Genomic DNA, 12,642 nt, shown 5'->3' on the forward strand with positions numbered 1-12,642 from the left:
ACAGGGTTGCCAGTTCCGAGGCGGTCGCACCGAACCATTGTCTTTCCCCAATTGCGGTCGCAGGTCTTGTTGCCGCGTAATCGGCTTGCCGCTCCTCATGGTGTGGCACTCAAGAAGCGCCGGCCTGCCTCTTCCAGCACGACTGCGGTGAGACGCGAGGTTGCAAAGGCCCCCGTATCGACATTGATCCGATTGGCGAGCATTTCCGGCTCGGAGACGGGCGAATGACCGTGCACCACGATCTTGCCGAAGCTGCCGCCGAACTTCAGAAACTCGTCCCGGATCCACAAAAGGTCTTCGCCTGCCTGCCGGTCCAGGCCAATGCGCGGCTTCACCCCGGCATGGCAGAAGAAATAGTCACCACAACTATGGCTCAGGGGCATGTCTTCCAGGAATCGCCGATGGGCGGCGGGCAGCTTTGCGGCGAACTGCTCGCGGACCTGGCGATAGCCACGCCCGCGCAGGGCTTCGCTGACATCGACCCCATAGGAGTGAAGCGTTTCCAGGCCGCCGAACTTGCGCCAGCGTTCGAGGACCGCGGGGTCATCGAGAAAGGACAGCAGCAGATCCTCATGATTGCCGCGCAGGGCCTTGATGGTCGCGCCGAACCGGCAAGAGGACAAATGCTCGATCACGCCGGCCGATTCGGGACCCCTGTCGACATAGTCCCCCAGGAAAACCACCAGAGGTTCGGTGATACCACCATCGAGGTCGGCCAGGATCCGCTGTTCCATCCGCAGCAGCAGGTCCCGGCGGCCATGAATGTCACCAACGGCGTAAATTCTCGTTCCAGGCGGGACAGTTGACACGCCTTCTCCCTTTGGCAACGCCGCCATCCATGCCACGAATTATAATCAAATAGCACGAAGATTATGCCCGATGCTTGAGCTATCAACATCCTTCTTCATAGGTCGGACGAATTTGTTCATTAAGCAAACTAAATAAAGCGTAAGGCAAGCGGGAGAAATTATTGGACAAAAAAACACACTTACGCCTATCGTTACGTTGTTTATGTATCCGATCTCAGGCGCGAGGGGTTGTGGGTGTCGCGTATGGGTATTCAATCGAGGCCATTTTCGGCACTCATTGCGGTTTTCTGCCTGTTGCTCGCGTCCTGTGCAAACGACACGGTCGGCGTTGCCTCGAAAGCCGACCAGGAAGCCCTCATCCAGAAAGCAGCGGTCGCAGCCCCGAACATCCAGGCCGGCGACAAGATCCGGGTTACGGTCTTCGGGGAAGACCGTCTCACCGGAGAATATCAGGTCGACCCGGCCGGCTTCGTCTCCCTGCCGCTTGCCGGCACGGTGAAGGCAGCAGGCCTGAGCAAGCAGCAGATGGAAAGGACGCTCGCCTCCAAATTCAGCGGCGAGTATCTGCGTGATCCGAAGGTCACCGTGGACCTCGCCAGCTTCAGGCCCTTCTATATTCTGGGAGAGGTCAACAAGCCGGGAGAATATGACTATAAGAGCGGCCTGAATATCGTGAGCGCCCTGGCCGTGGCCGGCGGCACGACCTACAGGGCCAGCACATCCAACATCGATATTCAGCATGTCGGCGAAAACGGGTTCAAGAAATACCCGATTTCATCGAATATTCCCGTTCTGCCGGGCGATCTTATCCGCGTCCCCATGCGTTACTTCTAGTCGCTCGAACCCGAGAGCCAGGGGTATTCATGCAGCGCACAACGTCACTGGTTTTCCTGGCTTCGGTGGCGATGCTCATTCCGGGCTTTGGCTTGCGGCATGCATCGGCGCTCGAGGCCACGCCCAGCCAGGCGACGGCCGAAACCCTGGGCATCACCGCCAGCCCGAATTTCGTCGAAGGACTGCCCTTCGGTGGCTGGCTGGTCTATCCGTCCCTGTTCCTCGGCGCGGTCTATAACGACAATATCGACATCGACGGCCAGGACCGAAACCGCCAATCATCCCTCGGGGTACAGATCCAACCGCGCCTGGACGCGGCATGGGAAGACGGCATTCATCGTCTTGCCGTCTATGCCAACGGCGATTTCCAGCTCTACCCGTCGCACCAGGACAGCAGCCGCATCACTGCCAAGGTCGGGGCGGCATGGACCTATTCGCCCCTGCCGGACCTCACCATCCGGCTTCACGGCGACTTCAGCCGCGCCAACGGCATGTTCAGCCCGGGGTTCTGGTCATCGCCCTACCAGACCTGGCAGCGCCCGGGCGCCGTCCTCACCGATTCCTCGGTTTTCACCAATACCTACGAAGCCGGCGTCGCGGTCGAAAAGAAGGTGACCGATCAGACCTCCATCCGCCTGTCCGGCGGCGTCATCTATGCCAGCTTCGATCGCCCCGACGACAAGGCCGCGGCAAGGAGTGGCTTCCCCACCCCGTTCAATGGCACGGACTATTATGTGGCGCTTCGTGCCACCACCATGCTGACCCCGCAGATCTATGCCTTCGTCGAGGGCGGCGCCGATTTCCATCGCTATGACAGGAAGGTCAAGGGCGACTCCGTCTACCATGTGACGACAGGCCTCGGCTCGGAGCTGATCCGGCTCGTGCGCGGCGAAATCTATGTGGGGTACCAGGCTCGCAGCGGATCGCGCAGCATCTCCGGCTCGACGAACCAGCCGGCGTTCGGCGGGCGGATTTCATACTATCCGACGCAATACCTCACCATTGCCGCTTCGGTCGATCAGTCGCTCTCCTTCTCGCAGACCCCCGTCCTGCTTCCCTCGGGCAATGGTGGCGTCACACAGGCCATGCAATCGGCTTCCGGCCGGACATTCCAGTCCCGGCTCCAGGTCGATTATGCCCTGTCGCAGCTGTGGTCCGCCTATGTCCAGGGCGGCTACGGCCAGACGCGCTATAGCGCCGTCTCCAATCTCACCAACACTCAGGTCTGGTCGGCCGGCGCCGGGCTTCGCTATGATCTATGGCGTAACATGGCGCTCACCGTCGAATACCAGTTCAACCGTTCCAGTTCGAAATACAGGCAAGCAGCGCTTTTCAGTTCCAACAGTTCATTCAACCAGAACGTCGTCTCACTCGGATTGACTTACCATTACTAGGGAGCCGAGAACCATGCTGGCGAGGCTCACGCTGCCAATTCTTGCCTGCTTGTGGCTCGCTACGGCTGCTCAGGCGCAATCGACCCAGGCGCCGGCCTGCGTTTCGGAAACGGACCCGCTAGGCTGCGAACAGGCACAGGAAAACCTGGCGCCGGAAATGCTCAGGCTGCTTTCGGCCTATCCCCATGGCGGGCAGGCCCTGGAGGGGACCGCCTATCGAATGGCCGTCGCCCAGCCTGAACAGGCCTTCGCGCTGATCGCCCTGGCCAATCGCTCCAATCCCGAGCAAATGGCGGCAATCGCCCGCGGCCTGCTGCATGCCTTCGACGAATTGACGGAATCCAGTCCGCAATGCCGGGCCGGATGCATGGACAGGCTTCAGAAGATCATGATGCTGCGCCGTCTCAAGCCGATGGCCGCCCGTTCTGCGAGCCGGGGAAAATGCTCTTCGGGAAAGGCTGACGTCAAACCCTATCCACTGACCTGCGGCACACCCGTCAGGGCCGCAATGCAATGCGCCAACCAGACGCTCACCGCTCTCCTGACCGCACTTGCGCGCCAGCAATTCGCGGCGTTGGCGACGGCCTCGGGCGCCCCGAGGGGCTGTTTTGCGCCCGTCTATCAAAGTCCCCACAACGCCGCAGGCTGGACTTCGTCAGCCCCTACCGGCCTGCCGATAAGTCGAAATTGATGGTTGCCAGATTCGGTCATTTCCGCGAGCCTGAGCTCATGTTGTTCAGCAACGACGTGTCTGCAAATCCTGAGGCCGCCATCGAGGGGACGCAGGCCTGGAACAGCTCCCTGCGCCGGTTGCAATCATGAGCAGGGCCCTATCCAGTCTGCTTCAGGCCAATATGCGTGGGCAACGCTGGTATGTCGTGCAGACACGCGCCCGCTCGGAGCAGACCGCGCGCTTCAATCTGGAGAACCAGGGATTCGAGGTTTTCCTGCCGCGCACGCTTCGCACCGTCCTGCATGCGCGCAAGCGCCGCACCGCCTTTCACGCCCTCTTTCCAGGCTATCTGTTCGTACGCCTCGATCTGGAACGCGAACGCTGGCGCTCGATCAACGGCACCATCGGCGTGGTGCAGGTGGTGATGGGCTCCAATCTGCCGCTCCCGGTGCCCGAAGGCGTGGTCGAAACGATCCTGACCTATGTCGATGCCGAGGGCGTCGCCCGGCTCGACCGCGATCTTGCACAAGGGCAGACGGTTCGCGTGACGCTGGGTCCATTTACTGAAAGCATCGGCCCGTTGATGCGCCTCGATCCCAATGAACGCGCCCGCGTTCTGCTGGAGATCATGGGCCGAGCTGTCGAGATCAATCTGCCACGGCGAGCGTTGGAGGCAGTTTGACCCTGGCCGGCTTTTGCCGGCCTCCAGATGTCGGATAGAGGGTGAGACAGACCGTTTCACCCTAACGGCGGTAGCATGGCAAAAACGGATATCGTTGCGATCGGGGCGAGTGGCATTGGCGAGCGGCACGCTTGCGGATGAGCGCCTGAGGTCTCGCGCAGAGACGAGGATGACGACAGGCGTTGTCGAGAAGCTTCTCTTGGCCGCTCTCATCCTCGGCCTTGCCTGGGCCCCGGCCTGGCTCGGCAGCAACCGCGCAATTGCTTGGGGCGTGAACGGCATCCTGTTCCCCGGACTGGTGATCGCCTACGAACTCAGCCGGATCGTCCTGGGCCGGCCTCATGCGGTAGCTGCCCGCTATCTTTCGGTCCCGATCGGCCTTTTCATTGGTGTCGTCGCCTGGATCCTCCTGCAGATTTCGCCATGGACGCCGCCCACCCTGGTTCATCCCATCTGGCCCCTGGCCGCCCAGGCGCTCGGCGAACCCGTCCCCGGCTCGATCAGTGTCGACCCCGGCGCGAGCGTGCTCGGGCTCCTTCGCCTGATCACCGATGCCAGCGTGTTCTGGCTGGCGCTCCAGCTTTGTCGCTCGGCGCCCCGGGCGCATCTGCTGCTCCATGCGATCATGGCCATCATCGCCGTCTATGCAGCGCTGGGGCTCTACCTTGCAGTCTTCGAGGCTTCGAGCATCCCCTATCTCGACGGTCCCGCACCCGGCCTGGTGCGATCGACCTTCATCAACCGCAACAGCCTGGCCGCCTATGCCGGCATCGGCGTCATCATCGCCTTGACCCTGTGGCTCAGGGCGCTGAGAGCCGCATCCGCAACCGGTTCTCATCAGCCAGGCCGTTTCCTTCGACTGATCGCCCAGTTCCATTGGATCGAGATCGGGGCAGGATTGCTGGCGCTCGGCGCCCTCATGGCAACCGGTTCGCGTGGCGGCGTCATCGCCACGGCCGCAGGCCTTGCCTGCGTGCTGGTCCTGACGTTCCCGCGCTCGGACGGATCCATCCTCCAGCGGATTTCCGTGCTCCTCGTGCCGCTGCTGGCTTTAGGAGGCGCAGTCGTCTTCATGGGTGACGTCGTCTTCGGGCGTATCGCTGCCTCCGGCCTGACCGACACCAGCCGAGCGGCCGTCAACGACATCATGATCCGTTCCCTGCAGGATGCCCCACTGTCGGGTTTTGGCTACGGCACCTTTACCGATATTTTTCCCGTCTATCGCGATCAATCCATTTCGACGACGGGCGTGTGGGACAAGGCACACAACACCTATCTTGAGGTTTTGCAAGGACTTGGCCTCGTATTCGGAACCATGATGATAGCCTTGGTGGCCTGGCTTGTCGGACTTTGCGTGGTCGGTGCCTTCCGCCGGCGCCGGCATCGGGCTCCGCTGATCTGCGCCGTCGGCACCGGCATATTGCTGGGTGTGCATGCGCTCGTCGATTTCAGCCTGCAGATCCAGGCAATCTCGTTGACCTTTATGGCTTTGCTCGGCGCTGGCGTGTCCCAATGGGCCAGTTCCAGCGTGAACCTGTCGGATGGGACACTGTCATGAACTGCGGATGGATCCCTGATCACCATCGGAGCTGCGCCAGATGTTGAACCGTCTCGACACGAGCTTGCGCGGATTGGAGGACAGTGAAGCCCAGGGCGGCCGATTCGATATCCGTGACACCGTCAACTTCGTCTGGCGGCAATGGGCCTTCATCCTTGCCTGGACCATCCTGGCCGGATTGCTGGGGGCAATCTATATCGCCCGGCAAACGCCCCTCTATACGGCCACCACCCAACTGCTGCTGGACCCTCGCAAGGAAAAGGCTGCAGGCCCGGACTCCATCTACACCGACACCGCTCTCGATCTGTCCGTGGTCGAGAGTGAGATCGCTGTGATGCGCTCCACCGTTCTGCTCAAGCGCGTGGTGCTCAAGGAAGGCCTGCTCGGCGGCAGCGGCACCCCCGCCCAGCCGCCCCAGACCAATGCCGGCTCAACATCGGCACAGCCGGCTCCTGGCGGCGAGTCCGACGACGCGATGTCGCCGGCCATGGTCGCCGCGGTCGAAGGCCTCAAGAATGCGGTGGTGATTTCGCGGGCCGGCCAGGCCTATGTGATCAACGTTTCCTATACGTCGGACAGCCCGGCCAGGGCCATGCAATTGGCCAATGCAATTGCCGATGCCTATGTGGTCGACAAGCTCGACGCCCGCTTCGAAGCGGCCAAGCGCGCCTCGAACTGGCTGAACGACCGCCTGGTGGAGTTGCGTCAGCAATTGCGCCTATCCGAGGAAGCGGTGACCAAGTTCCGGGCCGACAACAATCTCGCGCAGGCCGTGCCCGGTGCGTCGCTCAACCAGGAGCAACTCACGCAATTGAACGGCCGGCTGGTGGCGGCGCGCGCCGATACGGCGGAAAGAAAGTCGCATCTGGATCTGTTGACCAAGATCCAGGCCGAGCGCGGCAAGCTCGACGCTCTGCCCGAGGCGGCCAGTTCCGGTGTCCTGGCCGATCTTCGGCGCCAGGAAAACGATCTGTCCCGCCAGGAGGCGGACCTCCTGGCGCGCTATACCGGTGCCCATCCCCAGGTCGTGAACGTCCGCGCCCAATTGTCCGATGTTCGTCGCAGCATCGCCAACACCCTGCGCCAGATCGCCAGCGACGTCCGGAACAACTACAATCTTGCCCTGGCCCGCCAGGACGCGGCCGAGCAGGCCTTGAAGGAAGCCTCCGGGCAATCCGACCTCGACGCCTCCAAGGCGATCACCCTGCGCGAACTCGAGCGAACCGCCGCCGTCAACAAGAGCCTGTTCGAGGATTTCCTGCAGCGCGCGCGCCTCACCCAGGAACAATCGACCTTCGAGGCGCGCGACGCACGGATCATCACGCCCGCGGTGGCACCCGGCATCCCCTCCTCCCCCAAGCGCACCCAGATCATCCTGACATCGCTCATTCTCGGGCTTATCGTCGGCATCGGGGCGGCTTATCTGAGGGAAGCCCTGAACGCCGGCTTCACCACGCCGCGCGAGATCGAAACGTTGCTCGAAATGCCGCTGCTCGCTTCGATCTCCCGCTTCTCGCCCCGCACCAAGGACGAGAATGGGCGGCTGCTCAGCCTGCCCGAATATCCCCTGCGAATGCCTTTGGCACGCAGCTCGGAGGCGATACGCTCGCTGCGCAGCGCCGTGCAGATGAGCGATGTCGATCATCCCCCCAAGGTGGTGCAGGTAACGTCCACCCTGCCGGGCGAAGGCAAGACGACGATCGCCCTGATGATGGCGACCTCGGCGGCCCAATCGGGCCAGAATGTGCTTTTCATCGATTGCGACCTGCGCCATCCCTCGGCTTCCTCGCAATTGAGGAAGGAGAAGGCGCCCGGCCTGATCGAATGCCTGTTGGGCGAGATCGGACTCGAACAGGCGCTCTTCTACAGCGAGAGATACCGGATCTGGGCGCTTTCCGCTGGTGGCGAGAGCAAGAACCAGCCTGATCTCCTGGCCTCCGAGCGCATGAAGGCTCTGATGGCGAAGGTGCGCAGCCGATTCGACGTGGTGATCGTGGATACGCCGCCCATGGGGCCGGTGATCGATCCTGTCATCGTGTCCAATCTGGTCGACAAGGTGATCTATATCGTGCGCTGGGCCGCGACAGCCCGCGAAATGGTGCAGCAATCGCTACGCCAGATCGCCGGCCAGAAGAAGGTGGCCGGCATCGTGTTCAACCACATCATGGACGACAAGGCCAAGAAATATGGCCGCTTTGCCTATGGCTACTATTATGGCAGCCGCTACTATCGGAAATATTACGAGAAATGAGCGGTCAGCTGATGCGAACAGGCACGGCGATTCTTTGCATAGCCGTGGCCGGCTTTGCGGTCTGGCGCTCGGTCCCGGTCCTCGGTTATGCGCTCGCCGAGCGCCAGGCCGAAGAAACTGGCGACATGGCCTCTCTCCGACCCTTTGCAGCGACACTGGAAACCGGTGCCCTGGCTGAAGCTGCCATGCAATCCGCCATCACGCAGACCCAGCCCACCGGAACGATCGAGGACACCGTCCGCCTGCTGAAGCGCCAGCCTCTGTCGAGCAGTGCCTGGCTCGATCTGGCTACCGCCCGGCTTGCCGCCGGAAAGGGCATGGAGGAGGTCGAGCAGGCCCTGCGCCTGTCGGCACTCACGGGACCGAATGAATCGGTACCGATGGCGAGCCGTGCCCTCTTTGCCTTGCCGCTATGGACCGCCCTGCCCGACGACCTCCGCCGCCGCACGGCGCAGGATATCGCCGGCGGCTGGGATCGCCTGGAGGCTTCGGACAAGCTCGTCATGCGCCTGGCTCTGTCGAATACTCCCGCCATCCGTACCGAGCTCACCGCCCTGCTCCGTCAGGCGGATAGCATGAGCCGAGCAAGACTCGACGATCTCGGCCTCGGTCCAGCCCAGTCGGAAGGCTCGATGCCATGATATCGGCAGGCCTTAACGCCAGCCAATGGCAGCCTGCCTGATGTGCGGCATCGCGGGCATCTTTGCCTATCACTATGCGGCGAACGCCATCAGCCGCCCGGAACTGGGCGCCATGAGCCGTCACATGGCGCGGCGCGGGCCCGATGCCAGTGGCGAATGGTTCGATCCGGCGGAACGACTGGGCTTGGCCCATCGCCGCTTGGCGATCATCGATCTCGCGGATCGTGCCTTGCAGCCAATGGCGAGCGCCGATGGCCGTCATGTCATCGTCTTCAACGGCGAAATCTACAATCACCTCGCCTTGCGCGAAGGCTTGCAAAAGGAAGGCGCCGAATTCAGGACCTGGTCCGACACCGAGGTGCTGCTGCATCTTTACACCCGCTACGGCGAGGGGATGGTCACGCGGCTGCGCGGTATGTTTGCCTTCGCCATCTACGATACGACCGCCCGTACTCTGTTCCTGGCGCGCGATCCCTATGGCATCAAACCGCTTTATTACAGCGATGACGGCTGGGTCTTCCGCTTCGCCAGCCAGGTGAAAACCTTGATTGCCGGAGGCGGCATCTCTCGCGACCGCGACCCGGCCGGCGACGTCGGCTTCTACCTTTTCGGCAGCGTGCCCGAGCCCTTCACCTGCTTCCGCGCGGTTCGAGCCCTGCCGGCGGGCTCGACGATGCTGGTCGACCGGGCCGGCGCACAGGTGCCGCGCAACTATCACCATGTCGCGTCCGTCTATGGCGCCGCACAGCAAAACCCGGAGGCGGGGCGCGACAGCCCAGCAGCCTTTGCCGGCATTGCCCTGGACTCCGTGCGGCACCATCTGGCCGGGGATGTCGAGGTCGGTGCCTTTCTTTCGGCCGGCGTCGACTCCGGCGCCCTGGTCGGCCTCATGCGCGATGCCGGTGCCGGGCAGGTCAAAACTATCACCATCGGATTTGAGGAATTTGCCGACACGCCAGCAGACGAAACGTCTCCGGCCGCCGACACCGCCCGCTTCTACGGCACCCACCATGTTACGCGCATGATCACCAGAAGCGAGTTCGAGACTGATCTGTCGCGTTTCTTCGAGGCCATGGACCAGCCCAGCATCGATGGCCTCAACATCTGGTTCGCCGCCAAGACGGCCCGCGAGCTTGGCCTCAAGGCGGTGCTGTCGGGGTTGGGCGGCGACGAGCTTCTGGGCGGCTACCCTTCCTTCCGGGACATTCCCCGCTGGGTGAGGACCCTGCAGGTTCCTTCAAGCGTTCCGCTTCTCGGCACGAGCCTGCGCCGTCTGGGAAGACCTTTCGTCGAGCGGCTGCGCCTTCATCCCAAGCTCGCCGGCCTGCCTGAATATGGCGGATCCTATGCCGGCGCCTATCTGCTCAAGCGTGGGCTCTATTTGCCCTGGGAACTGGGCGAGGTGCTCGACCGCGACACCGTCGAGGTAGGCCTGCGCCGTCTGGGACCGCTGAAGCTGATCAACGCCCAGTTGCACGGACAGCCAAAGGACCCCTTCGCCCGAGTCGCCGCGCTGGAGTCGAGCCTCTATCTGCGCAACCAGTTGCTCCGCGATGCCGATTGGGCCGGCATGGCGCACTCGGTCGAGATCCGGACACCCCTGGTCGACAGCGAAGTGCTCGAGCGCTCGGCCCGGCTCGATCTGAGGGGAGGTGCCGGCAAGACGGTGCTTGCCCAGGCACCGGCAAAGATCCTGCCGCAGGCTGTGCTCGATCGCCCCAAAACCGGTTTCGCCCTGCCGATCGCTCAGTGGTTGCAGGCGTCCTCCCCTGGTTCCATGCCCGTCCCGCGCAAGGCAACCCAGCATGGCTGGGCACGCGACTGGAGCCGCATCGTCCATCGCCAGTTCGCATGACATGGCGCCGCGGCGGCTGACAATATTAGCCTTGCTCTCCGATGGCTGGGGCATGCCGGGCGGCATTGCCCGCTACAACAGGGATTTCCTTACCGCTCTGGCTGCAAGTACCAGCGTCGGGGATATCGTCGTCCTGCCCCGGTCGGCCGGCACCTCGACGGACCTGCCCGCTCATGTCGTTCAACTGGCCCCCCGGACGGGCCGGTTGGCCTATAGTGTGACAGCGTTCGGGCAGTTGACCTCGCATCGCTATGATCTGATCTTTTGCGGCCACCTCTTCATGGCGCCGCTCGCGGCCGTACTCTCCAGGCTGGCACGGACGCCGCTCTGGCTGCAGCTGCACGGCATCGAGAGCTGGGCCAGGCCGAACCTCGCCATCCGTCAGGCCGTGCAGCAGGCCCGATTGATCACCGCGGTCAGCCGGGCGACCCGAAATCGTGCCCTCACCTGGAGCGACATCGAACCGGAGCGCCTGCGCGTCTTGCCGAATACGTTCGACGAGCGCTTCTCGCCCGGCGCGCCGCCTACCGGTCTCACCGATCGCCTCGGCACGCGGGGACGCAAGGTGATCCTCACCGTGGGCCGCCTGTCCTCGCAGGAGCGCTACAAGGGCCATGACCGTGTCATCGAGGCCCTGCCTTGGATCAGAAGCCGCTATCCGGACATACTCTACCTCATCGCCGGCGACGGAGACGATCGCGACCGTCTCGCCGGGATCGGGCAGCGGCTGGGGGTATCGGAGCTGATCCGCTTCACCGGGCCGGTTTCTCAGGCCGAATTGCCGGACATCTATCGCCTGGCCGATGTCTTCGCCATGCCGAGCACCGGAGAGGGCTTCGGCATCGTCTTTCTGGAGGCGGCCGCCGCGGGACTGCCGATCGTCGCAGCCAAGGGCGATGGCAGCACCGATGCCCTGGCGGAGGGAGAACTCGGCACGCTCGTCGACGCCAGCGCCCCCCAAAACCTCGCCGAGGCGATCATCGCCTGTCTCGATCAAGGCAGGCCCACGCCGGAGCATCCCAGTCGCTTTGCCTTCCCGCATTTCGCCGCACAGGTCGACCATCTTGTATCAAGCCGATTCTGATCCAATTAGGGGCAACCAGCCTCCGCCGGAGCCAACCCCGGCGGTCACGCTCATCGTTCCAGACCGGCTATGGCGTTTCACCGACCTTTACGAGATCTGGCGTTATCGCGACCTCGCCTGGGTGCTGACGGAGCGCGATATCAAGGTCCGCTATAAGCAGACCGTGCTGGGCTTCGCCTGGGCGATCATCCAGCCACTCTTGCTGATGCTGATCTTCTCGGTGCTGTTCGGGCATCTCGCCAAGATTCCCACCGACGGTTCGCCCTATCCGATCTTCGTCTATGCGGGCCTGCTGCCCTGGGTCTTCTTCTCCAACGCCCTGACCGCTGCGGCAGGATCGCTGGTCGGATCCGTCAATCTGATCAGCAAGGTCTACTTCCCGCGCCTGATCATCCCGCTCGCCTCCACGGGGGCCGGCCTCGTCGACTTCCTGGTCACGACCGCGCTCTTGCTGGTGATGATGCTGATCTATGGTGTCGGCTGGAGCATCAACCTTCTCGTGGCTCCTCTCCTGATGGTCGGGGTCATTCTCTGCGCGTTGGGCGTCGGCACCGGGCTTTCGGCGCTTACGGCCACCTATCGCGATTTCCGCTTCGTCGTTCCCTTCCTGTTGCAGTTCTGGATGTTCGCCACCCCGGTCGTCTATCCGGCCAGCCTGGTGCCCGAAGCCTGGCGCTGGCTGTTGTTCCTCAACCCCATGGCTGGGCTGGTGGAAGGTTTTCGCTCGGCGTTTCTCGGGCATCCTTTCGATTGGCTGTCGATCGGCCTCTCGCTGCTCCTGTCGCTCGGGCTCTTCGTCCTCGGCGTGTGGTATTTCGAACGGGTGGAGAGGCGCTTTGCGGATATCCTCTGAGGTCCAAC

Annotated in this window: 11 protein-coding genes; 10 read left to right on the top strand and 1 reads right to left on the bottom strand. The window is 63.0% G+C overall.

Going from position 1 to position 12,642, the window contains the following annotated elements; translation table 11 throughout:
- Positions 1 to 95: 95 nt before the first annotated feature.
- A complete protein-coding gene (locus tag ACTJKX_RS08485; protein ID WP_440724979.1) occupies positions 96 to 809 on the bottom strand; it encodes a metallophosphoesterase family protein in 714 nt (237 codons plus the stop codon).
- A gap of 243 nt (positions 810 to 1,052) precedes the next feature.
- Between ACTJKX_RS08485 and ACTJKX_RS08490 the strand changes: the two genes are divergently transcribed.
- From ACTJKX_RS08490 to ACTJKX_RS08535, 10 genes are all read left to right on the top strand, one after another.
- The gene (locus ACTJKX_RS08490) at positions 1,053 to 1,643 is read left to right on the top strand and encodes a polysaccharide biosynthesis/export family protein (RefSeq protein WP_311936635.1); all 591 of its coding nucleotides are present in this window, start codon (positions 1,053 to 1,055) and stop codon (positions 1,641 to 1,643) included.
- A 29-nt stretch (positions 1,644 to 1,672) separates the two neighbouring features.
- On the top strand, positions 1,673 to 3,037 hold the full coding sequence (locus ACTJKX_RS08495; RefSeq protein ID WP_440724980.1) for an outer membrane beta-barrel protein: 1,365 nt from the start codon (positions 1,673 to 1,675) through the stop codon (positions 3,035 to 3,037).
- 13 nt (positions 3,038 to 3,050) lie between these two features.
- Positions 3,051 to 3,728, top strand: a complete 678-nt coding sequence (locus ACTJKX_RS08500; protein WP_440724981.1) for a hypothetical protein — start codon at positions 3,051 to 3,053, stop codon at positions 3,726 to 3,728.
- A 127-nt stretch (positions 3,729 to 3,855) separates the two neighbouring features.
- Positions 3,856 to 4,392, top strand: coding sequence for a transcription termination/antitermination protein NusG (nusG, locus tag ACTJKX_RS08505; protein ID WP_440724982.1), 537 nt, complete (start codon positions 3,856 to 3,858; stop codon positions 4,390 to 4,392).
- A 169-nt stretch (positions 4,393 to 4,561) separates the two neighbouring features.
- Positions 4,562 to 5,950 (top strand): O-antigen ligase family protein, encoded by a 1,389-nt coding sequence (locus ACTJKX_RS08510; RefSeq protein ID WP_440724983.1) that lies wholly within the window; start codon positions 4,562 to 4,564, stop codon positions 5,948 to 5,950.
- A 40-nt stretch (positions 5,951 to 5,990) separates the two neighbouring features.
- Positions 5,991 to 8,201, top strand: coding sequence for a GumC family protein (locus tag ACTJKX_RS08515; RefSeq protein ID WP_440724984.1), 2,211 nt, complete (start codon positions 5,991 to 5,993; stop codon positions 8,199 to 8,201).
- Positions 8,198 to 8,842 carry a hypothetical protein gene (locus ACTJKX_RS08520; RefSeq protein WP_440724985.1) on the top strand — a complete coding sequence of 215 codons (645 nt, stop codon included), beginning with the start codon at positions 8,198 to 8,200 and terminating at the stop codon, positions 8,840 to 8,842. The genes ACTJKX_RS08515 and ACTJKX_RS08520 overlap by 4 nt, the downstream gene beginning before the upstream one ends.
- A 40-nt stretch (positions 8,843 to 8,882) precedes the next feature.
- On the top strand, positions 8,883 to 10,697 hold the full coding sequence (gene asnB / locus ACTJKX_RS08525; protein ID WP_440724986.1) for an asparagine synthase (glutamine-hydrolyzing): 1,815 nt from the start codon (positions 8,883 to 8,885) through the stop codon (positions 10,695 to 10,697).
- Entirely contained in the window at positions 10,648 to 11,781 is a 1,134-nt protein-coding gene (locus ACTJKX_RS08530; protein WP_440724987.1) for a glycosyltransferase family 4 protein, read from the top strand. The genes asnB and ACTJKX_RS08530 overlap by 50 nt, the downstream gene beginning before the upstream one ends.
- A complete protein-coding gene (locus tag ACTJKX_RS08535) occupies positions 11,762 to 12,634 on the top strand; it encodes an ABC transporter permease (RefSeq protein ID WP_440724988.1) in 873 nt (290 codons plus the stop codon). Before ACTJKX_RS08530 ends, ACTJKX_RS08535 begins: the two co-directional genes overlap by 20 nt.
- Positions 12,635 to 12,642 lie beyond the last annotated feature (8 nt).

This window comes from Labrys sp. 22185, from assembly GCF_052045555.1.
Taxonomy (GTDB): domain Bacteria; phylum Pseudomonadota; class Alphaproteobacteria; order Rhizobiales; family Labraceae; genus Labrys; species Labrys neptuniae.

What these genes read in the sequence shown, in the direction of transcription:
- ACTJKX_RS08495 (WP_440724980.1), top strand. Translation starts at nt 1,673, where the DNA reads ATGCAGCGCACAACGTCACTGGTTTTCCTGGCTTCGGTGGCGATGCTC.
- ACTJKX_RS08500 (WP_440724981.1), top strand. Translation starts at nt 3,051, where the DNA reads ATGCTGGCGAGGCTCACGCTGCCAATTCTTGCCTGCTTGTGGCTCGCT.
- ACTJKX_RS08530 (WP_440724987.1), top strand. Translation starts at nt 10,648, where the DNA reads ATGGCTGGGCACGCGACTGGAGCCGCATCGTCCATCGCCAGTTCGCAT.
- ACTJKX_RS08510 (WP_440724983.1), top strand. Translation starts at nt 4,562, where the DNA reads ATGACGACAGGCGTTGTCGAGAAGCTTCTCTTGGCCGCTCTCATCCTC.
- ACTJKX_RS08515 (WP_440724984.1), top strand. Translation starts at nt 5,991, where the DNA reads ATGTTGAACCGTCTCGACACGAGCTTGCGCGGATTGGAGGACAGTGAA.
- asnB (WP_440724986.1), top strand. Translation starts at nt 8,883, where the DNA reads ATGTGCGGCATCGCGGGCATCTTTGCCTATCACTATGCGGCGAACGCC.
- ACTJKX_RS08520 (WP_440724985.1), top strand. Translation starts at nt 8,198, where the DNA reads ATGAGCGGTCAGCTGATGCGAACAGGCACGGCGATTCTTTGCATAGCC.
- nusG (WP_440724982.1), top strand. Translation starts at nt 3,856, where the DNA reads ATGAGCAGGGCCCTATCCAGTCTGCTTCAGGCCAATATGCGTGGGCAA.
- ACTJKX_RS08490 (WP_311936635.1), top strand. Translation starts at nt 1,053, where the DNA reads ATGGGTATTCAATCGAGGCCATTTTCGGCACTCATTGCGGTTTTCTGC.